The sequence below is a fragment of the Delftia sp. PX-1 genome (assembly GCF_055797465.1).
In genome coordinates, this window is the sequence record NZ_CP184763.1 from 2,892,652 (window position 1) to 2,915,515 (window position 22,864).

At 64.2% G+C, this 22,864-nt stretch carries 18 protein-coding genes and 1 tRNA gene; 4 read left to right on the forward strand and 15 right to left on the reverse strand.

The window, feature by feature from the left end:
• Position 1: 1 nt before the first annotated feature.
• Positions 2-1,798, reverse strand: coding sequence for an allophanate hydrolase (gene atzF / locus ACN20X_RS13420; RefSeq protein ID WP_310038648.1), 1,797 nt, complete (start codon positions 1,796-1,798; stop codon positions 2-4).
• Between the two features lie 205 nt (positions 1,799-2,003).
• Between atzF and nikR the strand changes: the two genes are divergently transcribed.
• Positions 2,004-2,390 carry a nickel-responsive transcriptional regulator NikR gene (nikR, locus tag ACN20X_RS13425; RefSeq protein WP_473210693.1) on the forward strand — a complete coding sequence of 129 codons (387 nt, stop codon included), beginning with the start codon at positions 2,004-2,006 and terminating at the stop codon, positions 2,388-2,390.
• Positions 2,391-2,564: 174 nt separating this feature from the next.
• On the opposite strand, the gene ACN20X_RS13430 is transcribed toward nikR, so the two are convergent.
• From ACN20X_RS13430 to ACN20X_RS13460, 7 genes are all read right to left on the reverse strand, one after another.
• The gene (locus ACN20X_RS13430; protein ID WP_473210694.1) at positions 2,565-3,755 is read right to left on the reverse strand and encodes a YagK/YfjJ domain-containing protein; all 1,191 of its coding nucleotides are present in this window, start codon (positions 3,753-3,755) and stop codon (positions 2,565-2,567) included.
• Between the two features lie 137 nt (positions 3,756-3,892).
• Positions 3,893-5,020 carry a hypothetical protein gene (locus ACN20X_RS13435; RefSeq protein ID WP_473210695.1) on the reverse strand — a complete coding sequence of 376 codons (1,128 nt, stop codon included), beginning with the start codon at positions 5,018-5,020 and terminating at the stop codon, positions 3,893-3,895.
• Positions 5,021-5,115: 95 nt separating this feature from the next.
• Positions 5,116-5,349: a helix-turn-helix transcriptional regulator gene (locus ACN20X_RS13440; RefSeq protein WP_473210696.1), complete on the reverse strand. Its 234-nt coding sequence runs from the start codon at positions 5,347-5,349 to the stop codon at positions 5,116-5,118.
• A 466-nt stretch (positions 5,350-5,815) separates the two neighbouring features.
• Positions 5,816-7,054, reverse strand: a complete 1,239-nt coding sequence (locus ACN20X_RS13445) for a tyrosine-type recombinase/integrase (RefSeq protein ID WP_473210697.1) — start codon at positions 7,052-7,054, stop codon at positions 5,816-5,818.
• Between the two features lie 171 nt (positions 7,055-7,225).
• Positions 7,226-7,302 (reverse strand) — tRNA-Arg (locus ACN20X_RS13450).
• An 85-nt stretch (positions 7,303-7,387) separates the two neighbouring features.
• Positions 7,388-9,145, reverse strand: a complete 1,758-nt coding sequence (locus ACN20X_RS13455) for a M14 family metallopeptidase (protein ID WP_016449926.1) — start codon at positions 9,143-9,145, stop codon at positions 7,388-7,390.
• Positions 9,146-9,384: 239 nt separating this feature from the next.
• Complete coding sequence (locus tag ACN20X_RS13460) at positions 9,385-11,181, reverse strand: DEAD/DEAH box helicase (protein WP_016452439.1); 1,797 nt, start codon at positions 11,179-11,181, stop codon at positions 9,385-9,387.
• Between the two features lie 267 nt (positions 11,182-11,448).
• On the opposite strand from ACN20X_RS13460, the gene ettA reads away from it, so the two are divergent.
• The 3 genes from ettA (at position 11,449) to ACN20X_RS13475 (ending at position 17,102) form a co-directional block, all read left to right on the forward strand.
• A complete protein-coding gene (gene ettA / locus ACN20X_RS13465) occupies positions 11,449-13,110 on the forward strand; it encodes an energy-dependent translational throttle protein EttA (RefSeq protein ID WP_016449924.1) in 1,662 nt (553 codons plus the stop codon).
• A gap of 60 nt (positions 13,111-13,170) precedes the next feature.
• The gene (locus ACN20X_RS13470) at positions 13,171-15,786 is read left to right on the forward strand and encodes a DUF1631 family protein (RefSeq protein WP_473210698.1); all 2,616 of its coding nucleotides are present in this window, start codon (positions 13,171-13,173) and stop codon (positions 15,784-15,786) included.
• 170 nt (positions 15,787-15,956) lie between these two features.
• A complete protein-coding gene (locus tag ACN20X_RS13475; protein ID WP_473210699.1) occupies positions 15,957-17,102 on the forward strand; it encodes an FAD-dependent monooxygenase in 1,146 nt (381 codons plus the stop codon).
• 6 nt (positions 17,103-17,108) lie between these two features.
• Here the strand turns inward: ACN20X_RS13475 and ACN20X_RS13480 are convergent, their stop codons facing one another.
• The 7 genes from ACN20X_RS13480 to ACN20X_RS13510 form a co-directional block, all read right to left on the reverse strand.
• Positions 17,109-18,119 carry a P1 family peptidase gene (locus ACN20X_RS13480; RefSeq protein WP_016449921.1) on the reverse strand — a complete coding sequence of 337 codons (1,011 nt, stop codon included), beginning with the start codon at positions 18,117-18,119 and terminating at the stop codon, positions 17,109-17,111.
• Between the two features lie 66 nt (positions 18,120-18,185).
• Entirely contained in the window at positions 18,186-18,587 is a 402-nt protein-coding gene (locus tag ACN20X_RS13485; protein WP_043791475.1) for a copper-binding protein, read from the reverse strand.
• 15 nt (positions 18,588-18,602) lie between these two features.
• Complete coding sequence (locus ACN20X_RS13490) at positions 18,603-19,112, reverse strand: DUF411 domain-containing protein (RefSeq protein WP_016452436.1); 510 nt, start codon at positions 19,110-19,112, stop codon at positions 18,603-18,605.
• A gap of 34 nt (positions 19,113-19,146) precedes the next feature.
• Entirely contained in the window at positions 19,147-19,638 is a 492-nt protein-coding gene (locus ACN20X_RS13495; protein WP_046242186.1) for a cupredoxin domain-containing protein, read from the reverse strand.
• A 20-nt stretch (positions 19,639-19,658) separates the two neighbouring features.
• Positions 19,659-21,041 (reverse strand): multicopper oxidase family protein, encoded by a 1,383-nt coding sequence (locus ACN20X_RS13500; protein WP_016452435.1) that lies wholly within the window; start codon positions 21,039-21,041, stop codon positions 19,659-19,661.
• 1 nt (position 21,042) lies between these two features.
• Positions 21,043-22,491: a TolC family protein gene (locus tag ACN20X_RS13505; protein ID WP_343739953.1), complete on the reverse strand. Its 1,449-nt coding sequence runs from the start codon at positions 22,489-22,491 to the stop codon at positions 21,043-21,045.
• Entirely contained in the window at positions 22,488-22,856 is a 369-nt protein-coding gene (locus tag ACN20X_RS13510) for a hypothetical protein (protein ID WP_473210700.1), read from the reverse strand. Before ACN20X_RS13510 ends, ACN20X_RS13505 begins: the two co-directional genes overlap by 4 nt.
• Positions 22,857-22,864: the final 8 nt, after the last annotated feature.

The following is a 22,864-nucleotide window of genomic DNA, read 5'->3' on the forward strand; positions in this document are numbered from 1 at the left end:
GTTACTTGCGAGCCATGTAGGCGCGCCAGCCTCCGAGCGACGTAATGTCTTCGGCCCCTTGTGTGGCCCACGCTTCGCAGACGAAGCCCTGCACTGTGCGGCCGTCGATCAGTTCCAGCGTGCCGATGCCCAATGGCGAAGGGATCAATGCCACGAAGGAGCCGTAGCGCTCCACCGGTATCGCCCACAGTTCCACGGCGATGGGTGCGCCATCGCCCGTGCGCACCAGGCCGGGCTTGGGAGGCACGGTGCCGGGCAGCGCGTAGAAGCGGTACGCGGCCGAGGTGTGGGTGCTTTCCAGTAGCGTGGCGCCGCGCTCGATGAGCTGGCCGTTGAGCGGCATGCCTGACAAATGGGCACCCACCACAGCGACGACGACCTGTCCGTCCAGATTGGTTGATGCAGGTGCGTCGATGGGCGGCAGGTCCTGCTGCGAGGCGCCACGTTTCCAGGGGGCGGCCGCCTGCCAGCGTCGGCCGAACTCGACCAACCGTGCCTCATGCCAGCCGGGCGCGATCAGAGTGATTCCGGCGGGCAGCCCGTCGGCGCGCATGCCAGCGGGCAGTGCGATGGCGCTCCAGTCGAGCAGGTTGACGAAGTTCGTGTAGATGCCCATGCGCGAGTTCAGCGTGACTGGATCGGCCTGCAACTGCTCAATGGTGTAGATACTGGGTGCCGTGGGCACGAGCAGGCCGTCCAGCCCCTGCATCAGCGCCTCTGCCTTGCGTGCCAGCGCCATCCGGCGGTACTCGGCCTTGTAGGTGTCCACGGCGCTGAAGTTCTTCGCCTTGTCCACAATGCTGCGCACGACGGGGTGCACGACCTCGGGCCTGGTGTTCATGAGGTCCTCGATGGCCGCGTAGCGCTCACCGACCCATGGGCCTTCGTACAGCAGCGCCGCGACCTCGAAAAGCGGGGCGAAGTCGATGGGCCGCAGTTCCACGCCGATGGCTTCCAGCCGGCGCAGCGCATCGCTGTACACGCGCTCGGCATTCGCATCGCCGAACCAGTCGGGCGATGCCGGAATGCCCAGCACCGGCTTGGCAGGCCATGCAGCGGGACGAGCAGGGGCGCTGCGCGAGTACGCATCGGTGGCGTCGAAGCCGCCCATGGTGCGCAGCGCCGCATCGGCATCGCCGACGCTCAGTGCCATCACCGTGATGCAGTCCAGCGTGCGGCAGGCCGGCACGAGACCGGTGTTGCTCACCAGGCCACGTGTCGGTTTCAAGCCCACGAGGTTGTTGTGACCAGCAGGCACGCGGCCGGAGCCGGCCGTGTCGGTGCCCAATGCGAATGGCACCAGGCCGCGCGCCACTACCGAAGCAGAGCCCGAGCTGGAGCCCCCGCTGATGAATTCGGGCTTGAATGCGTTGGGCACGGGGCCATAAGGGGAGCGCGTGCCCACCAGGCCGGTAGCGAACTGGTCGAGGTTGGTTTTTCCGATGGCCACGGCGCCTGCCGCCTCCAACCGGTCGACGACCGTTGCATTGTGGGCTGGCAGGAATGCGAACTCGGGGCAGGCGCAGGTCGTTGCCAGCCCTGCCACATTGATGTTGTCCTTGACGGCAAACGGTATGCCGTAAAGCGGGAGTTTGGACAAGTCTCCACCGACCGCTTCCCGTTGCTGTCCAAGTTGTACCAGCCGTGTGTGCAGGCCTTCCGTGGACAAACGGGAAATCCAGGCGGTATCACTGTCCTTCAGACTGGCTAGCAGAGGCACCAGAAGATCTGAGGGCGCTGTGCCACGTTGGTAGGCGGATTGCCAGTCGGCGAGGGTCCAGAACGCTGTGTTGGTCATATTTGATCGGTAGGTTGAGCGATGTGGAAGCCACCAGCTTGATCACAAGCGGAGAAGATTTCCGAAGCTTGTCCGCATTTTTGGCTTCTTATTGCAGCCAGTATTACGAAATAAAAAAACTTCATACATACGTCAAATAACGTATGGGTCGGTGAGCAGGTGTGCCGGTTGCGCTCTAGGCTCACTCTCCCCAGACAGGTAGTCCATGCAGCGATTGAGTATTTCCATCGATAATGAACTGGCCGCAGACTTCGAATCATTGATTGAGTCGCGGCGTTACAGTAATCGCTCCGAGGCATTTCGGGACTTCGTGCGCCGTGAATTGGGGCAGGAAAGATTGGCGGCGAAGCCAGATGCACCTTGTGTGGCGTCACTGAGCTATCTGTACGATCACCACGACCGAACGACCGCTTTACGATTTTTGGACATACAACATAACCACCAGGTGCTGACGCTGGCATCTACCCACGTACACCTCGAGCACGCCCAATGCATGGAGACTGTGATTCTGCGCGGGCCAGCGAACGCTGTTAGTGAATTTGTAAATTCCATCCTGGCGGAGCGAGACGTAAAAATGGGCAAGTTCACTTGATGGCGTAGCGCCTTACTTGCTACTTCGGTCTGTGTTGGCGTATTTCGGTGTGTTCCAATATGGCCGTTGAATTGATATCATTTATTAGTTGGATGGGTCTTTCTTTTTATAGTTGATAAGAGTGGTTGAATTTCTTGGATGGGTGTTAAGACTGAATATTTTGTGTAAATGGAATTATTTTTTTGTTAATGATTTTAGCTTTCGGTGGCTCGGCCTGAATTTCCTGAAGGCTCTCTCGTGCAGCACCCCAAGGGGGATGTCGTGTTTTACTAAATAAGTGAGAACATATGCTTTTAAATGATCTCTTTTTTGTTCGTCTGCGCGATTAATCATTCCTATAGCATCTTTTTTGTATCGGCTTCTGTTTGCATTGCAATTCCAATATATTCCTCTCCCTTGTGTAATATCCTCAGACCAGGATTTGCCCAATTTCTGAGCTATGCTAACATCTTGCTGATGTTTGTGTCCGTTTAAAAGAAGTAGTATGTGAGCGTGGTATCCTTTGGATATGCCATATTCTATTTTCAGAATGTAGGCCAGTCTGCTGTTGACGTATGTCTTGTTCATGACGCCTAAGAAAATACTCAGATGTGTTAAAAATTCTTCTAAATTGATTGGGGTTTCATTTTGATGGTTGCTCCTGCTTTTTATCAAAAATGAAGAAATTCCCTTTGCATATCCTAGATCAATTCGGATGGCCAGCACCTTGGAAGAAGCAGCGAAGGCTTCGTTAACTAGGTTGCAGGCAGTTGTAAAGTTGGCATTGCGAAGTCGGTCGCGGGCAGAATTCTGTTTGGCGAGAATACTCTGAATTTCTACAAGTTCACGCACCAGATCGAAATACGGGGAATATTTTTGCCAGTCTTGGTGGTAGTCGACAGTCTCGATGTCAGGCCAGATCCAGTGATTATCATTCTTTCCACTCCAGAGATGATATGTCGACAGAATCAAGAACAGTAGTTCCAAAAACTTCGCCAATGCCGGTGGAGGTTGGAGGCGTTGCTGAATTACTGCATGGCGCAAATTTTCGTTTTCGACGAATAACTGCTGGATGCGCATTGCCATATCTAGAGCATGACGGACCCAGTCCAAGGCTGTTTGCGATGGTCTAGTAGTGACCCTAGTGTCCGGATCAACAGCTTTCAGTAAATCAAGTGAGTTAACTGATGAACGCATGAACTGCTCCGCTTGTACCAATGCTTTTATCAGCTCAGAAGCCTGGGGGACGAGCAGAGTTTTGTGTATATGATTTTCTTGGTTGTTCTGTATGCTGTTTGCTAAGGGTAGATCCAGAATACAACGTTGCTCCATGAACTCTTGGATAAAGTCTTCATCATCCTTGAAATAGTTTGAGCTGTTTTGCAAGGTGGGGGAATATATTTCCCCTTTTTTTGCCGTAATTTTGATTAAGTAGTCGAATAATAAGTGCGCACATGATGCTTTTGTTTATTTAAACTGGTGCGAAATATTTTGTTGCGTATGTATTAGGTGCTAAATTATTTTCAGCGGATCATGAGCTTTTGCGTTATTGAAACAGTGTCAATGCATGTGTCAGCAATTAGCCGAGTGTGGAAGTGGTAAATTGCAGCCTGCAATAGTTGCTGATCAAGGCTGTCAAACATATGCTGATCACGTGAAATGAAGCGATATTCTCCTTCGAAGAACTGCAGATTAGACTCCAAGCTTTTGCCGTTTACGCATGCGACAGATTCCCAGATTTTTTTAATTTCCATGGTGGCTTCTGCGCGGCTTCTGTCAGAACCTGGAATGAGCGCTGTCAGTGGCAGCTGCCACTGTCGGGACAGGTCCGAATAAGGCGTCAACAGAACCTTCGCATCACGGAATGTCGGATTGCAGCGCATGGCTTCTTGAAAAGCCGCAACGTTTTCCCGGACGATGTTATGAGTTGGAGTACCGAAACCTCTGGCCAACTGGTTAGGTGAACTGTAGATTAGGTCCGCTCTCAGTAAAAAACACTTGTGTTTTTTTGCGTAAGAGGTCCACGATTCTAGAAAATTTTCCGCGCAGGAGAGGTGCCCGTTATTCCATTTTTTTATGGAATTCTTATTGAATGGTAGAGAGTGCCATTCGTTCATTTTTTGCGCTATGAGGTTGCGTTGACTCTGCTCTGTACTCAATACTTGATGTTCCTCCCAACTCTGGTGCTTAGGAAGGAGGTTATTTTTATATATTGCAATCCCTAATTTAATTAGTTCAAGAGTGGCGGGATGTAATACATTGGCGCGTTTCAGCAGGGAGTCGCATGAATGGCTTTCTCTTATGAATAAGCGCAAGGCATCGAAGTGAAATTCGAAATCAATTCGAGGGGTATAGAGGTTGGCGCAACTATAGCTGGACCGAGCTGGCTCGCGCCGGACGCGGTAAGGCATTGTCTTGCGTTTGCAAAGATGGATTGCTAAATAAGTGATTGCAACCAACTGGACTGCAAGGTCGGGATAAAAGTTGTCGGGAATGGAGGCCGAAACCTCGAATTCTGTCGCCCGGTGCTTTGTCAAAGTTGACTTATGACGTCCATAAATTTCAATTTCATTAGGAAAGTATTTATTTTGCTGAGCGTTATATTTTTCTTCGAAGGCTCGCATTGCTGCATCAAAGATGTATTTTGTCATTGTGATTCTTAATAATCGCACTCATATCCACTTATGTTGTTTTATCGATGTAAGTGGGTCGTTGATCGCTCAATCATTGAGATTGCCAATGATTTCTAACGCGAGGGCTGATTGGTGGGTGTGCGCTGACGAGAGTCGAGCCAAGTTAAAACTTCGTCAAGATGCCAGCCAATTGCGCTGCGTGGCGTATTCCCAAGACGTACGGGCCGAGGAAAATCCGAGACATGACGGGGCGAACGAGGGTTCAGAATGTCGTAGACGCTCGAGCGGCTGCGGCCGATGAGGCTAATGAGTTCAGGGAGGCGGATGATGCGGCGCGTGACGGCCATATTTTGGTCCAATGCAAGATAAATCTTCCCGCCTTAGCTCGCGCTAGCAGCGGGGTCTCTTGCAAGGACCGGCGCAACCCTAGATAAAACCGCAATCTCCTGGCTTAGCTTCCGTAAGAGGCCAAGCGAGGCTGTATGCGTGCGCCGAATAGGATGAAGCACCTTGAACGGTGCAGAATTCATCCTCGCGGCCAGTACCGTAGCACAAGTTGGGCAGCGTGTGAAGTGGGTTGACTAGGCACTTGCGAGTCGAAAGACTTCGTCGAAGTCGTAACACTGTGACCGACAAACCAGGTCATGGCCTTTGCCTAGGTGTCGCACTCCTGCCAAACTTGGTGGAGCTTGCTACGGAGCCTCTCATCCTCGGTGCCGGTCAAGACTTTCTTGCCCGCCAAAGGGCTTGCCACTGGAGTCGCCGCGCAACCGGGTCAACCCCGGTGGAGAGTGAGAGGCTGTGACAGTGCTCTTACCGCGATGGTGAGGACTCTCTCTGCTGCCGGAGCTGGTCAAGATAACCTGCCCATGTCTCCATGAGTGAGCGCCTTTGCTCCATGTACTCTGCACGGTCGTACGCTGCACCAAGGGGCCCTGCCTTTCCATGAGCTAGTTGCGCCTCCACTACGTCGGATGCTATCCCTGGAAGACGCTCTGCAAGCAGGGTGCGGGCCATTGCTCTGAATCCATGAGCTGTCATCTCGTCCCCGCTGTAGCCGAGGCGGCGAAGTGCGGTATTGACGGTGTTTTCGCTCATCGGTCGCTCACCGCTGAGCAAGCTGGGGAAGACATACTTCCCATGGCCTGTGAGTGGGCGAATCTCCTCCAGGATTTCGAGGGCTTGGCCAGCTAGGGGTACCAGGTGAGGCCGTCCGTTGAGCTTCTGGGATCTGGTCCTCTTCATGCTCATTGACGGGATAGTAAGCATCGCTTGCTCAGCATCAATCCACGCCCATTCCATGGAGCGGATGTTGCCTGGGCGTTGAAATAGAAGAGCTGACAGCTGCAGAGCTGCCTTGGTAGTGGGCTGCCCCCTGTACTCGTCTATTGAACGTAGAAGCTCTCCAGCTTTGCTTGGCTCGAGGACTGCTGCCATGTGCTTCACCACGATTGGCTCAAGAGCACCTTGCAGGTCATAGACCGGGTTGCGCTCACATCGTCCCGTCTGGATGCCGTAGCGAAACACCTGCCCTGCTGTCTGGCGAAGCGTGTGGGCAGTTTCGCGTGCGCCTCGTTTTTCGACCTTTCGGAGCACGCTTAGGAGCAGGGGAGGGGTAATCTCAGGAAGCAACATGCGGCCCACATGCGGGAACAGATCCTTGGACATGTTGCGCAGCCACTTCTCCGCGTAGGTGTCGCTCCATGCGCCGCACTTGATGCCATGGAATTCACGCGCGACAGCCTCAAAAGTGCTCTCCTGGGCATGGGCGAGGGCGAGCTTCTGGACTTGCTTTGCAAGGCTGGGGTCGATGCTGGATGCGAGCTGTTCTCTGGCTTCATCGCGGCGACGGCGGGCCTGGGCGAGTCCTACAGTGGGATACACCCCTAGTGCAAGCGTCTTCTGCTTGCCTGCAAAGCGGTACGCCATGCGCCAGTACTTGCCAGACTCCTTCACGTGCAGGTACAAGCCGTGCCCATCGGAGTGCTTCGATCCAGCGCTCTTGCTGGGGTCGTGTCTTAGGGCTTTGATGAAGGTGTCTGTCAGGGGCATTCAGGTCGTGTTGGTATCTTGCGTGTCAAGTACACGGGATACCAACAACGATACCAACAAACATCCTGGATGTCACCGGATGCCGTTGGACGGCTTTGAACGCTGGATGTCCTTGAAGCCCAAGGCCAGCGCCTATTCTTGGACTTCTTTGAACTTCTTGGGATGCCAGGATGGCCTGCCCGGAGGGACTCGAACCCCCGACCTATTGCTTAGAAGGCAATTGCTCTATCCGGTTGAGCTACGGGCAGGTATGGCCGCTGACGGGCCAGCGCGGATCATACCCGCAATGGGCGGGCGCTCAGGGCTTGGCGGCGTGCCCTGGCGCCCTTGCCGTCATTCGGCGTCTTCTTCTTCCTCGAACACCACCGAAGGGGGGGCCATCACGCGCGCCATGTCGCTCAGCGTGGGCACCAGGCCGCGTGCGAGGTAGCTGTAGGGCGTGTCGGGCTCCAGCGCCGCAGCGGCAATATTGGCCATGGGCTGGTTCATCGACAGGTAGTAGCTGCCCACGGGTGCTTCGACGGCGCCGCGCGTGAGCGCATAGGCGCCGCTGGCGGGCGTGGCCGAGCGGGCCTCGTTGTACGAGTCGGCCAGCAGCTGGCCGGGCTCGGCCACCTTGAGCACTTGCAGGCCCAGCAGGCGCAGCCTGTCCACGGCGGTCTGGGCGCTGGCGGACAGCCAGTAGCCGCAGGAGCGCGGGCGCGACAGCGTGGTGCGGGCCTGCAGGGAGGCGTTCCAGTCCACGCGCACCTGCTGGTCGGCACCCGTGTCGGGCTGGATCATGGTGAGCGTGCGCTGCTCGGGCGTCTGCTCGGCCTGGACGGCGAGTTGCTGGTGGCAGGCGAGAGAGGCGGTCTCACGCGCCACGAAGGCCTGCACCTGGGTGAGGTCCTTGGCGCGCTCGGCGCTCGAATGCAGCATGCGTGTGGCGGCGGTGACCAGGGTGTGCACGCGCCGCTGGATGTGGGCGCGGCCCAGGTCCGAGCCACGGCTGCTGACCAGATAGCCCACCGAGTTCTTGAGTCCGCTGATGTTGCGCAGCGAATCGGGCGCCAGGCTGCCCATGGAGATGGACTTGTCCTGCAGGTCCTGGCTGGTGGTGTAGTACCAGTCGCTGCTCAGGCCGGCTTGCGACAGCGCGGTGCGCAGCGGTGCCGTGTACCACTCGCGCGCAGCCTTGGTCACGAATTCATTCTGGTTGGCCGTGGCCGAATACTGCAGCAGGGCGTCGTAGCGCTGTATGGCCTGGTACTTCTGCAGGAAGATGCTGGCGGCCGGGAATTCCTGCAGGTCCACCACGGCGACGGGGCGGTAGTCGCGTGCCAGCGTGGCCAGGGCCTTGGCCTCCGGCGTGTTCAGGAGCAGGTGGTCATGGGCGATGTCGGTGCCATCGGCTGCATTGCGCGTGCCGGCTTCCACGGCATCGGGGTTGGCGCGCGGCACGAGGATCACGTTGATCTGCTGCAGCAGCGGCTCCAGCAGGCCGCCGGGAGCGAGTTCGCGGGCAATGATGAGCAATGCCTCGGTCCCTGCAGGCTCGTCGCCATGCTGGCCGGCCACGAGCATGACCGTGGGGCGGCGGCTGTCATACAGCGCCGACGGCTGGATGCCAGGAGCGCGCGTGGCCACCAGGGCCTGGATGGGGCTGCCGCGCTGCGAGCTGCCGGGCTGCACGATTCCCAGGCGCGTGTCGCGGCCCAGGGATTTGCTGGCCTGGCTGTTCAGCCAGGAAGACAGTTCGCTGGCCGTGGTGAACTGGTTGCGCTGCGGCGCCAGGCCGGGCGTGTCATAGCGCGTGGCCGGGTCGGGGAAGCGCGCCGCCACGGCCGCGTTGTAGGGCAGGGGGACGAGGTTGTTGGCCGGTGCGATCGGCTGCGTTGTCGCCTGGGGCACCACGGGTATTTCCGGGGCCGGGCGGGTGGGCGTGGCCACCTGGGGCTTGGAGGACGTGGGCCAGGGCGGCAGCGGCGTGCTGGAGCAGGCGGCCAGCAGTGCGGTGCATGCCAGGGCCGACCACCGCAGCCGGCCCTGTGGCAGCTCCGGATCGGGGCGCTGGCTGGAGGGTATGGCGGGTGGAGTCAGCAGTGTCATGGCGTGGCCTTGAGGAACCAGTCGTGGGGAATCTTGGGGAATCCGGGAAAAGGGGTGCGGCCTTCAGTCGCCGCAGGCCGCAATGCTATCGGGATGATAGCCATGCAGGCTTGCGGCGCGCTGTCGGCTGAAGGCGCAATCTGTGCAATGCAAAAGGGCTGCAGCCCCGGGGAGATGCAGCCCTTTGGGCTGGTGCAATGCCCGGCATGCCGCCTGGCACGCCGGGTATTCAGTGCAGGTCAGCGACCGTAGCCGCCGCGCGAGGAGCCGCCACGGCCACCGCCGCCGAAGCCACCACCGCCGCCGCCGCCACCGCGGTTGAAGCCACCGCCGCCGCGGCGGCCGCGTTCGGCCATGGTGTCCACGCTGGTGCGCATCGGGTCGGGTTGACCGCCACCGGCGCCGCCGCGCGGTCCGCTGCTGCGTGCATGGCCGAGCTGCGTGCCCAGGTGGGCATCAGCGCGCGGGGGCTGGTCGTCGAAGCGACGGCCACCGCCGCCTTCGCCGTCAGGACGCGGGCCGCGACGGGGGGCGTTCTGGGGACCTGCCTTGGGGCGGTGAGCCGCGCCGGAGCCGTTGCCCGGACCGTCGAAGCGGTCACGGCGCGGCTTGTTGTTGGCGCCTGCGCCGGCGTGGTTGCGGCCACGGCCCTGGCCGCCTGCGCTGCCTTCGGAGCGGCCTTCGTCCGAGCCTGCCTTGGGTGCTGCCTGGCCACGGCCGCCTGCACGACCGCCGCGGTCGGGCTGGGCAGCCTTGTTGGTGCGGATGCGGTCCATCATTTCCTGGCGCGCAGCCTTGGCGGCGGCCTGCATGACGTCACGGCTGGGCGGCTTGCCCGCGCCGCCCCAGATGGTCTGGCGGCCCATGGCGATGGGTTCGGCCACTTCGCCTTCTTCCGGGCCGAAGCCTTCGAGCACCTGCACGGGGATTTCCTGCTTGGTGAAGCGCTCGATGTCCATCATGAAGCCTTCTTCGTCCATGCACACGAGGCTGACGGCATGGCCTTCGCGCCCGGCACGGCCCGTGCGGCCGATGCGGTGCACGTAGTCTTCGGAGACGTTGGGGATTTCGTAGTTCACGACGTGCGGCAGCTCATCGATGTCGATGCCGCGTGCAGCGATGTCGGTGGCCACCAGTGCGCGCAGCTCGCCGGTCTTGAAGCCGGCCAGTGCCTGGGTGCGTGCGCTCTGGCTCTTGTTGCCGTGCAGCGCCATGGCGCTGATGTTGTTCTTGGTCAGGAATTCGGCAACGTTGTTGGCGCCGAACTTTGTGCGCGTGAACACCAGAACCTGGCTCCAGTTGTTCTCGTTGATGATGTGCAGCAGCACCTGCTTTTTCTTGCCGCGGCCCACGGGGTGGATCACCTGGGTGATGCGCTGCACGGTGGTGTTGCTGGGCGTGACCTGGATGGACTGCGGATTGCGCAGCAGGCCGTTGGCCAGGTCGCGGATCTCGTCGCTGAAGGTGGCCGAGAACAGCAGGCTTTGCTTTTCCTTGGGCACCAGGGCCAGCACCTTCTTGACGTCGTGGATGAAGCCCATGTCCAGCATGCGGTCGGCTTCGTCGAGCACCAGGACTTCGACGGTGGACAGGTCCATGAAGCCTTGCTGCTGCAGATCCAGCAGGCGGCCCGGCGTGGCGACCAGGATGTCCACGCCCTTCTTGATGCGGTCGATCTGGGGCTTCATGCCCACGCCGCCGAAGATGACGGTGGAGTTGATGTCCAGGTACTTCGCGTAGCTGCGCACCGATTCCTCGACCTGCGCTGCGAGTTCACGCGTGGGCGTCAGCACCAGGGCGCGGATGCCCTTGCCGCCGAACTTGTTGCGCGGCACCTGGCCTTGCGAGAGGCGGTGCAGCATGGGCAGGGTGAAGGCCGCGGTCTTGCCGGTGCCGGTCTGGGCGCCTGCCAGCAGGTCGTGGCCGGCGAGCACCGCCGGAATGGCCTGTGCCTGGATGGGAGTCGGGTTCTCGTAACCCTCCTCAAGCACGGCCTTCAGAATGGCGGGAGCCAGATTCAGTTCTTCAAATGTCATGTGATCAAAGATGCGCCCGTCCGGGGCGCTGGGTATCAGCCTGCCGAGGCAACCAGGGCGGTTGCCGGACCAGTCGTAGGCGGATGAGGTTCAATGTCGGGAGCCTGGAAAACAGCGTCCATCGTCCCCAGCTGGAATGCTGATGTCACGGGCAACTGGAACCCGCAACGCAGGGTATTGTCGCATGCGCCGATAATCACGGCTGGCGTGCAACCGATTTGTTGCCCGGTTTTTGCAGAAATCAACGATTCAAGTACTCGGACCAGAATGGCTCAATACGTTTTTTCGATGAACCACCTCACCAAGACCGTGCCGCCCAAGCGGCAGATCTTGAAGGATATCTCTCTCAGCTTTTTCCCGGGCGCCAAGATCGGCGTGCTGGGTCTGAACGGCTCTGGCAAGTCCTCGCTGCTCAAGATCATGGCCGGGGTGGACAAGGAATTCGAAGGCGAGGCGCTGCCCATGCAGGGCCTGTCCATCGGCTATCTGCCGCAGGAGCCTCAGCTCAATCCAGAGCACACGGTGCGCCAGGCTGTGGAAGAGGCCATGGCCGAAGTCAACGCGGCCCGCGCGCGCCTCGATGAAATCTACGCCGCCTACGCCGAGCCCGACGCCGACTTCGACGCGCTGGCTGCCGAGCAAGGCGAGCTGGAAGCCAAGATCGCCGCTGCCGGCACCGACTCCGAGCACCAGCTGGAGATCGCCGCCGACGCCCTGCGCCTGCCGGCCTGGGACGCCGTGATCGGCAAGCTGTCCGGCGGCGAGAAGCGCCGCGTGGCGCTGTGCAAGCTGCTGCTGTCCAAGCCCGACATGCTGCTGCTGGACGAGCCCACCAACCACTTGGACGCCGAGTCCGTGGAATGGCTGGAGCAGTTCCTGCACCGCTTCACCGGCACCGTGGTGGCCATCACCCACGATCGCTACTTCCTGGACAACGCTGCCGAGTGGATCCTGGAACTGGACCGTGGCCACGGCATTCCCTACAAGGGCAACTACTCCGAGTGGCTGATCCAGAAGCAAAACCGCCTGGAGTCCGAGCAAAAGGGCGAGGAAGCCCGTGCCAAGGCCCTGAAGAAGGAACTGGAGTGGGTTCGCCAGAACGCCAAGGGCCGCCAGGCCAAGTCCAAGGCCCGTATCGCGCGCTTCGAGGAACTGAGCGATTTCGAATACCAAAAGCGCAATGAAACCCAGGAAATCTTCATTCCTGTGGCCGAGCGCCTGGGCACCCAGGTCATCGAGTTCAACAACGTCACCAAGAGCTTTGGCGACCGCGTGCTCATCGACAACCTGACCATGAACATCCCCGCTGGCGCCATCGTCGGCATCATCGGCCCCAACGGCGCCGGCAAGTCCACGCTGTTCAAGCTGATCGCGGGGCGCGAGCAGGCCGATTCCGGCGAAGTCATCGTGGGCCAGACGGTCAAGATGGCCTATGTGGAGCAGACGCGTGACGCGCTGGCCAATGACAAGACGGTGTGGGAAGACATCTCGGGCGGGCTGGACATCATCAACGTCGGCAAGTTCCAGATGGCCTCGCGCGCCTACGCAGGCCGCTTCAACTTCAACGGACAGGACCAGCAAAAGAAGGTCGGCAACCTCTCCGGCGGCGAGCGCGGCCGCCTGCACCTGGCCAAGACGCTGATCCAGGGCGGCAACGTGCTGCTGCTGGACGAGCCCTCCAACGACCTGGACGTGGAAACCCTGCGCGCGCTGGAAGATGCGCTGCTGGAGTACGCGGGCACGGTGCTGGTGATCTCCCACGATCGCTGGTTCCTCGACCGCATCGCCACGCACATCCTGGCCGCCGAAGGCGATTCGCAGTGGGTGTATTTCGACGGCAACTACCAGGAGTACGAAGCCGATAAGAAAAAGCGTCTGGGCGAAGAAGGCGCCAAGCCCAAGCGCATGCGCTACAAGGCACTGAAGTAAGCATCAAAGGCAAGCCTCAAAGCGCCTCCGGCACGGGCTGGAGCCTGTATTCTTCGGGCCATGAATCCTCCACCCGTTTCTGTTGCCGCGTTGCAGGCCTGCCTGGTGCAGGCTGTCCGCGGCTCGGAGGCGCTGATCCTGCGGCTGCTTCAGCGCACGGCTCATGCCATGGAGCAGGCCGAGCTGCCTGGCTCCGGCCTGCCGCGCCGCGCTGAAATCCCCGAGGCGCTGGAATTGCTGGCCCGCCACCGGGCCGCCATGCTCAAGGGTTATGGGCTGGCGCTGCTGGAATGCTTTGGCCAATCCGGTGGCGCTGCCGCCTGGCCGCCGGTGCCGGGCATCTCCGGTGCGTCCGGTGTGCCCGGCACCACCGATTTCGCCTCCCTCTCCCTGCTGGATGACTCCGTGCTGCAGTCGCAGCTGGCCCACCAGCGCCTGCTGCAGCATGTGGCGCCGCAGGTGGAGATCGCACTGGCCGAGCTCGATGCCCTGGTCAGCGCCATCCAGGGCCTGGACCGTGTCCAGCCCGAACGCAACCCGCTCAGGCCCCACAACTATGTGCAGGCGCTGCAGCGCGTGATCGACGACACCGGGGTCGAGCCCGAATGCGCCGCCTGCTGGCTGGGCTTCATGCGCGAGCATCTGGGCGCATTGCTGGTATCCGAGTACGGCCATGTGGCCCAGTCCCTGCGCGACCAGGGCGTGCAGCCTGCCGCCTATGGCGTGGCACCGCCGCCCGAGCCGGGCCGGCGCCAGACCGACATGCCGGGGCCGAACCGCTGGCGTGCGCCTTCACACTATGGCGATGCCGTGGCACAGAGCCGCGCCTACGGCGCCTTCGGCCAGCAGGCGCAGGAAGATGAGTTGACGCGGCGCCTGGTGGCCGCCCTGCTGTCCGACCCCCGCTGGATGGATTCACACCGCGAGGCGCCCGCTGCGGCGCCTTCTTCCATGCTGGCGCTGGCCCAACCATCCGCCTATTCCGTGCCCGGGCAGTTTGCGCCGGCCATGGACGGCGCAAGCCGGCTGCAGACCACCGCCTGGCAGGGCAGCGAGACGGCACCCACCGTGCTGGCGGCGCTGCCCGAAGGCTGGACCTCGCTGAGCTGCATGGCGCTGGAGTCCGTGCAGCACCACTCGGCCCAGCTGGAGCAGCTGATGCAGGCCCTGCAGCCGCAGGAGCCGCAGGAGCCGCAGGAGCCTCCCCCGGGCGCGCGCGCCGACGACGGCGCGGCGCTGCATACGCTGCAGCGCATGATGCGCTTCATGGCCGCCGACACGCGCCTGCTGCCTTCCGTGCAGCGCACGGTGGGCCGGCTGGAGCCGCTGCTGCAGCAGCTGGTGGTCCAGGACACGCGCTTTTTCGAGGACCGCAATCACCCTGCGCGCCAGTTGCTCGACGAGCTGACGGCGCGCAGCCTGTGGTTCGACAGTGAATCCGCACCGGGCTATGGCCAGTTCCTGCAGGTGGCCGATTCCGCTGCCATGCGGCTGGCGGCCCTGCAGCGCGCCGATGCATCGGCCTTTGCCACGGTGCTGCAGCAGCTGCGTGACGGTTGGGGCGGCAGCGGCATGCAGCCCGTGGGCCCGAGCGAAGCACCTGAAGATGGCACGGTGACCGGCCCCGTCTCGGCCGCGCTCCGGCGCGTGGAAGGGCGGCGTGCGGACCCGCGCTGGCCGGAAACCGCCATGCCCCGGGCCGAGCAGATCGCAGCCGCCATCCGGCGCCTGCCCAGTGCCCAGGGCGTACCCGATGACATCCTGGAATTCGCCACGGGGCCGTGGGCCCAGGTGATTGCCAGCGTCCAGGAGCCTGTGGACGGCAGCGAGGCCCGCGACCCCGGCGGCTACCTCGCCCTGGTGCCCAGCCTACTGTGGAGCGTGTCCGCACACGCCGGCCGCGATACCGACCGGCTGGTGGCGCTGGCGCCGCGCCTGCAGGCCCGGCTGCGCGCCGGCCTGCGCAGCGTGGGGCGCACGGAGGAGGAGATCCAGGCCTTTGCCGCGCGCCTGGCCGGCCTGCACCAGGATGCGCTGGATGCCGGTGTGGTCCGCCAGCCCATAGAGAGCGTGGATATTTATCTGGACTCCGTGCCGCCCACCGTCTATGGGTCGGACTCGGTGCTGGCGTCCCTGCCTTCCCGGTTCGATGCTGCCGGGCCAGGCCAGGCCAGGCCCGTCCAGGCAAGGCCCGGCTCCTCGGCAGCGCGCCTGCCACAGTCGTTGTTCGGCGTGGCGGCCTCCATGCCGGTGCCGCTGGATGTGCCGCAGCCCATGGCGAACGATATGGCGCACGAGATGGCCACCCTTACCGAGCAGGATCTGGAGCTGCCCGAGGCGCTGCAGGACGAGCTGCCTGCCCCCCCGGCCGTTGCGGCGTCGCCGACCAGGATGCCTGGCGAGCCTGCCGGGCCCCAGGTGACGCCGCATGCGACATCCGTGGCACCTGCACCTGAACCTGTGGCACCCGTGGCGCCCGTGGTGTCCGAGGACTGGGCGCTGGGCACCTGGGTGGAGCTGTCCAATGCCCGGCAGAGCATCCGCACCCAGCTGACCTGGGTCAGCCCGCAGCAGACGCTGTTCCTGTTCACGGCCACCGATGGCAGCACCCAGTCCATGACGCGCCGCATGCGCGACAAGCTGCTGGCGCAAGGGCAGCTGCGGCGCGTGGACTGAGGCGCCTGCCGGACATGCGCCGGTGCCGATGGGGACGAATCGTGCCCAATTCGGGCGTTGCGGAGGTTGAGGCTTGAGGCGCGTCAAAAAGACAATGTCCTGCATCGATGCGCCCCGGATCATGGGGCGCATCACCACCGAATAGACCCCACCAGCAGGAGACAGGAACCATGGCGCGTTTGAGGATAGGCATCGTCGGAGCAGGCATTGGCGGATTGGCGGCAGCCAATGCGCTGCACCAGGCAGGGCATGAAGTATTGGTGTTCGAGCAAAGCCGGCAGTTCCTGCGCGTGGGCGCGGACATCAACCTCACGCCCAATGCCGTGCGCGCCCTCGATGGCCTGGGCGCCGACATCGCCGCCGCCGTGCGTGCCAGCGCCGCACGGCCCACGCACCGCATCAGCCGCAACTGGGACACGGGCGAGGAAACCTCACGCCTGACCATGGGTGACGAGGCCGAGCGCAAATACGGCGCGCCCCAGCTCACCATCCACCGCGCGGACCTGCTGGCGGCCCTGGCCGATGCCTTTCCGCTGGACCAGGTGCAGTTGGGCAAGCGCGCCAGCCAGATCACGCAGACGGGGCAAGGCGTGGACATCGCCTTCACCGATGGCAGCGAAGTGGCCGAGCTGGACGTACTCATTGGCGCGGACGGCATCCACTCCGTGGTGCGCGCGGCCCTGTTCGGCGCCGAGAGCCCGCGCTTCACGGGCGTGGTGGCCTTCCGCGCGGTGGTGCCTACCGAGCGCGTGCGCCATGTGCCCGACATCCAGGCCTTCACCAAATGGTGGGGCGCCACGCCGCAAAGCCAGATCGTGACCTTTCCGCTGAACCAGGGGCGCGATACCTTCATCTTTGCCACCACGGCCCAGGAATCGTGGCATGAGGAATCCTGGACCACGCCGGGCAGCGTCGAGGAGTTGCGCGGCTTCTATGCCGATTTCCATCCCGACGCGCGGGCGCTGCTCGACGCCTGCGACACGGTGCTCAAGACCGCGCTGTACGAGCGCGATCCCCTGCCGGCCTGGTCGCAGGACCGCATCACGCTGCTGGGCGATGCCTGCCACCCGATGATGCCCTTCATGGCCCAGGGTGCGGGCATGGCCATCGAGGATGCCGTGGTGCTGGCGCGCAACCTGGACGCTGCCCAGGGATCGCAGCAGGTGCCCGCTGCCCTGGCGCGCTACCAGGCCATGCGCATGCAGCGCACCAGCGAGATCCAGATCGGCTCGCGCGGCAACAACTGGCTGCGCGCCGGTGGCAATGCCGATGGCGTCTACGGCTACGACGCCTGGGCGGTGGCACTGCAGGCCTGAACCCGGTCAGGGCCGGCAGGCGGCCAGCTCCCTGGCACAGGGCAGCTCCAGCCCTTCGGCCGTGGTCAGCGACTGCGCGGCCAGCACGGCGCGCACCGTGGCCAGGGCCACGGCCTCGGCGGCCATGGCGGACAGGGTCAGCATGCCCAGCGAGTGCTCGGCCAGGCCCGTGCCCAGGGCGAACAGCGTGTCGCCATCGCTCATGGTGTGCACGGGTCGTATGGCGCGTGCCAGGCCGTCATGGGCCACCACGGCCAGGCGCTGGGCCTGGGCCTTGGTGATGCGTGCATCGGTGGCAACCACGCCGATGGTGGTGTTGGTGCCTGCCAGCAGCGGCCGGGGCTCTTCGCCGCGCAGCAAGGCACGGCAGGTGTCGTGCAGCTGGCGGCCATCGGGGCTGCGCGCGCCGGCCAGCAGCACGCCGCTGTGGGGATCGACCACATCGCCCACGGCATTGCAGGCAATCAGCGCGCCCACGGTGACGCCGTGCACGGTGAGCGAGGCCGTGCCGATGCCACCCTTCATGGCGCGATCCATGCCGAAGACCTTGCCCACGCAGGCGCCCATGCCGGCGCCCACATTGCCCTCGGCAGGCCGCGCGGCGCTGGCGGCCTGGCAGGCCGCATGGCCGGCATCGGCACCCGGGCGGATGCGGCTGTCGCCCACCGCCAGGTCGAACAGCACGGCGGCCGGCACGATGGGCACGCGGCCCACGCCCACATCCAGCCCTATGCCCTGCTCGTCCAGCCAGCGCATGGCGCCGCTGGCCGCGTCCAGCCCCCATGCGCTGCCGCCCGAGAGCATGACGGCATGCACCTGCTGCACCAGGTTGGAGGGATGCAGCAGGTCGGTCTCGCGCGTGCCGGGGGCGGCGCCACGCACATCGCAGCCCCCCACGGCGCCGCCGCGCGCCAGCACGACGGTGCAGCCCGTGGGGCGGCGGGCATCGGTGTGGTGGCCTACCTCGATGCCCTGTACGCGGGTGATGGAGCCGGGGTCTGAGTCGGTGCTTGGCATGCGCTGCTCTGCTCTGTGATGGACAGGCCTTCACCTTAGCCGAAACGGCAGCCCTGCACCCGGTCTTCAGCGCAGCACTTCCAGCTGCGTGACCACGAAGGCGCCCTGGTCCTGCTCGGCGCGAAAGCGCACCTTGTCGCCAGCCTTGAGGGCGGGCTCGGGTGCTGCCACGCGCAGCTGGAAGACCATGGTCATGGGCGGCATGCCCAGGTTCTTGAGTTCGCCGTGGCGCAGCGTGACCTTGCTGGTGCGTGCATCCCAGCGCGTGACCTCGCCTTCGCTGAGGTCCTGGCTGGCGGCGGCGGGTGCGGTTTCGGCAGATTGCGCGCCATGCGCCGCATGGTCGTGGGCCGTGGCCTGGGCACAGGCCCAGGCCGGGATCAGCGCGGCGGCAAGTGCCAGGCGCACGGCAAGGGCGGTACGGGACGTACGGGACGTACGGGAAACAAGGAGGACTGTGTTGTGCATGGTGTGCTCCGGGGGTCAGCGGTAGCTGGTGAAGGTGCGGGTGGAAACGTCGCTGTTCATGAGGTTCTTGGTGATGAGCAGCACCTCGTAGGGGTCCTTGCGGCCGCCGTACTCGGGGCCGTCCATGCCGGGGCTGCCCACGGGCATGCCGGGCACTGCAATGCCCACCGCCTTGGGCTTTTGCCTGAGCAGCTTGTGCACGTCGGCCGCAGGCACATGGCCTTCGAGCGCATAGCCTTCGACCAGGGCCGTGTGGCAGGACCCCAGGCGCGCCGGAATGCCCAGCCTGGCGCGCACTGCGCTGTTGCCGGTGTCGTGCACGGTGACGGCAAAGCCGTTGTGCTCCATGTGCACCACCCAGTCCTGGCAGCAGCCGCAGTTGGGGTCCTTCCAGACCTCCACCGGGATGCGGGCCGTGGGTGCGGCCGCCCACAGCGAAGGGGCGGCGAATGCCGTGCAGGCCAGGGCCATGCGGCGCAGCGCACTGCGGCGCGGGTGGGCGGATGCCATGCGTTCATGTTTCATGGGGTACTCCTGAAGGGGGGAAGAAGTGGCGCGCTCATTGCGTCACCGTGATGGTTCCGCGCATGCCGGCCTGGTAGTGGCCGGGGATGAGGCAGGCAAAGTCGAAGCTGCCTTCGCGGTTGAAATTCCAGACCAGGTCGCCGGATTGGCCGGGCGAGACATGGGCCATGTAGGGCTCGCCGTGCTCCATGGTGGGGAACTTGAGCATCATCTGCGCGTGCTCGTCCAGCGAGGCCGGCGTGCCCAGCACGATCTCGTGCATGACCTGGCCCTTGTTGGCCACGCGCAGGCGCACCGTCTCGCCGCGCCTGACGCTGATGCGCTCTGGTGTGAAGCGCATGTTGTCGCTCATGTCCAGGGTGATGGTGCGCCGGGCGGCCGAGGCATCGCCGGCAATGCCCCAGGGCTTTTGCTCCTTGACCGCGGCGGCCTTGGGAGCGTCATCGTGGGTTTCGCTGCCATGGGCGAAGACGGCAGCGGGGCCGGCGAGCAGTGCCGTGGCGAGGAGGAGGGCAAAGGTGTTCATGAGGTGCTCCTTGGATGGCATCAGTGGTGCTCATGGCCCGCACCGGGCTTGCGCACGCTGGGTGCGCCGGGGGACTGGCCGGGCGTGGTCTGGCGCGGTGCGGAGGCCTCGGCCGCCGGCCCCTTCCATTCATAGGCCACGCGGCCCTTGGGGTGGTTGAACCAGCCCGGGTCGCCGTAGTCGTTGGCGCCCAGCTGCTCGCGCACCTTGAGGGTGGTGAACATGCCGCCCATCTCGAGGGGGCCGAAGGGGCCCGTGCCCGTCATCATCGGGAAGGTGTTGTCGGGCAGCGGCATCTCCATGGCGGCCATGTCGCCCATGCCGCGCTCGCCCATGACCATGTAGTCGGGCACGATCTTCTGGATCTTGCCGACCAGGCCCCGGTGGTCCACGCCGATCATGGTCGGCGTGTCGTGGCCCATGGCGCCCATGGTGTGGTGGCTCTTGTGGCAGTGCAGGGCCCAGTCGCCCAGCTCGTCGGCGATGAACTCCACCTGCCGCATCTGGCCCACGGCCACGTCCGTGGTCACCTCGGGCCAGCGTGCGGACCGGGGCACGGGGCCGCCGTCGGTGCCCGTGACCTCGAATTCGTGGCCATGCACGTGGATGGGGTGGTTGGTCATGGTCAGGTTGCCCACGCGCAGGCGCACGCGGTCGCCGCGCCGGGCGACGACGGGGCTGATGGCGGGGAACACCCGGCTGTTGAAGGTCCAGATGTTGAAGTCCGTCATCTCGGCCACGCGTGGGGTCATGGAGCCGGGCTCCACGTCGTAGGCCGACAGCAGGAAGGCGTAGTCGCGCTGGACCTCGGCGATCTGCGGGTGCGCCGCCTTCGGGTGCGTGATCCACAGGCCCATCATTCCCATGGCCATCTGCACCATCTCGTCGGCATGCGGGTGGTACATGAAGGTGCCGGGACGGCGCGCCGTGAACTCGTAGACAAAGGTCTTGCCGGGCGGGATGTGCGGCTGGGTCAGGCCGCCCACGCCGTCCATGCCGTTGGGCAGGCGCTGGCCGTGCCAGTGCACGGTGGTGTGCTCGGGCAGGCGGTTGGTCACGAAGATGCGGACCTGGTCGCCTTCCACCACCTCGATGGTCGGTCCCGGGCTCTGGCCGTTGTAGCCCCACATGTTGACGAAGAAGCCCGGTGCCACCTCGCGCACCACGGGCTCGGCCACCAGGTGGAATTCCTTGACGCCTGCGTTCATGCGCCAGGGGGTGGTCCAGCCGTTGAGCGTGACCACGGGGCGGTAGGGGCGGCCGTTGGGCGGGGCCAGCGGGGCGGCGGTTTCGGCCGAGGACTGGGTCGCTGCCTCGGGCAGGGCGGCCAGGGCCACGCGGCTGACGGCGGCACTGGAGACGGCGGCCACGGCGGCGCCGGTGAAGAAATTGCGGCGGTTCATGTCAGTGGCTCGCTTCGTTGGTGGGGGTGGGCGCGGCAGCGCTGGCGGCAGCCTGGATGGCTCCCGGCGACGTGCCGGTCAGTGCCAGCTGCAGGTCGGTCTCTGCCAGCCAGAAGTCGCGCTGCGCATCGGTGGCGGTGGCCACGGCCTGGGCGCTGCTGCGGGCCTCGGCCAGCAATTGCCAGACGCTGACGAACATGCCGTTGTAGCGAAGCATGGTTTCATCCTGGATGAAGCGGCGCAGCGGCAGCACCTCAGCCTGCTGCTGGTGGGCCAGGTCCCAGGCCGTGCGGTAGCGCATCCAGCTGCTGCGCGCCTCGGCGCGCGCCTGGATGGCGCCTTGCTGCAGCTGGGCCGCGCTGCGCTGCAGCTCGGCGCGCGCGCGGCCGCTGGCGGCGCCACCCCAGTCGAACAGCGGCAGGGGCAGGTCGATCTCCCAGCCGCGTGTCACATCGCTGTGGCCGGTGGCCCGGTCCGTGGCGGTGTTGCGGTTGTAGCCCAGGCCGATGTCGCCGAACATGGCTCCCAGGCGTGCCCAGCCACGGCGCTCGGCCAACTGGTCCAGGTCGCGACGCAGGGCGCGCAGGTCCAGGCGCTCGCGCAGCGCGGTGGCTTCGGCGTCGTCCCCGGAGCGCAACTGCGTGGCGGCCTGCGGGATGGCGGGCAGCTGGTCGGGCAGCTTGAAATCGATGCGCCGTCCCCACAGGCCCATCAGACGGGCCAGTTGCTCATGCTCGGCCGTGGCGGCCAGGCGCGCACGCGCCAGCTGGGCTGCGGTGTCCTGCTGGATGCTGAGCTCGCGCGCCTGCTGCAGCCGGCTGAAGTTGCCCACGCGGGCCATGCGCCGCGCCAGCTCGGCCCCGGCCTCGGCCGCCTCGTGCATGCGCTCGCTGGCCGCCAGCTGCTGGCGTGCGGCCACGGCGCGCAGCCAGGCGCGGCGCGTGTCGGCGGCCAGCCGCAGCACGTCCTGCGCGGCGGTCAGCGTGGCCTGTTCCATCTGCATGCCCTGCCAGCGACTGCGCCAGGGCAGGGTGATCAGGCTGACCAGGCCAAAGCTCAGCTGGCGCTCGATCTCGCGCTCGTCGCTGTTGACCATGCGGCCCAGGGTCAGCGTGGGGTTGGGCAGCGTCAGGGCCTGCACGCGGTCTGCATCCTGCACGCCCAGTTGCGCCAGGCGCGCCTGCAGGCCGGGGTTGTTGAGCAGTGCGATGCGCACGGACTGGTCCATGTCCAGCGGCTGGCGCAGCCACTCGTCGATGCGCTGCTGCGCCGTGTCGCGGGCCTGCAGATCGGTTGGCGGCAGTTGGGCGCCGTCCGGCAGGCGGCTGGCGGTATGGGATTGGACCGCGCCGCGCAGGCCGTCGGGCGAGATGCTGGCGCAGCCGGCCAGGACCAGCACGGCAGCCATGGCGCCGACCAGCCGGGTGGGGGCGAAGAGGGTGCGCTTCATGGCCGGCCTCCGTGCTGCATGTGAGAGCCGTGCGGGGACGGCGCGGGCGTGGATCGGCCGCCCTGGGCGGCTTCCCAGCGCAGGATGTCCATATGGCCGTTGGGAAACTCGGCCACGGCCGCATTGGCCTGGCGCCAGTCGGTCAGCTCGGTTTCCACGGCGCCACTGGCCGGCAGCGCGGCATGGCGCAGCGGCAGGCTGGCCGCAGCCGGATCGATGGCGCCGGTCAAGCCTGCGGAGGAAGAGGCCGGGGGGAGGCTGCCGTCATGGGCTTGGGCCCAGGCAGCGGGGCTGGAGACGGCAAGGGCTGCCAGCCCGAAATGGATGAGGGGGATGAGGGGGGCGAGAAAATGCGCACGGCGCATGGTGATCT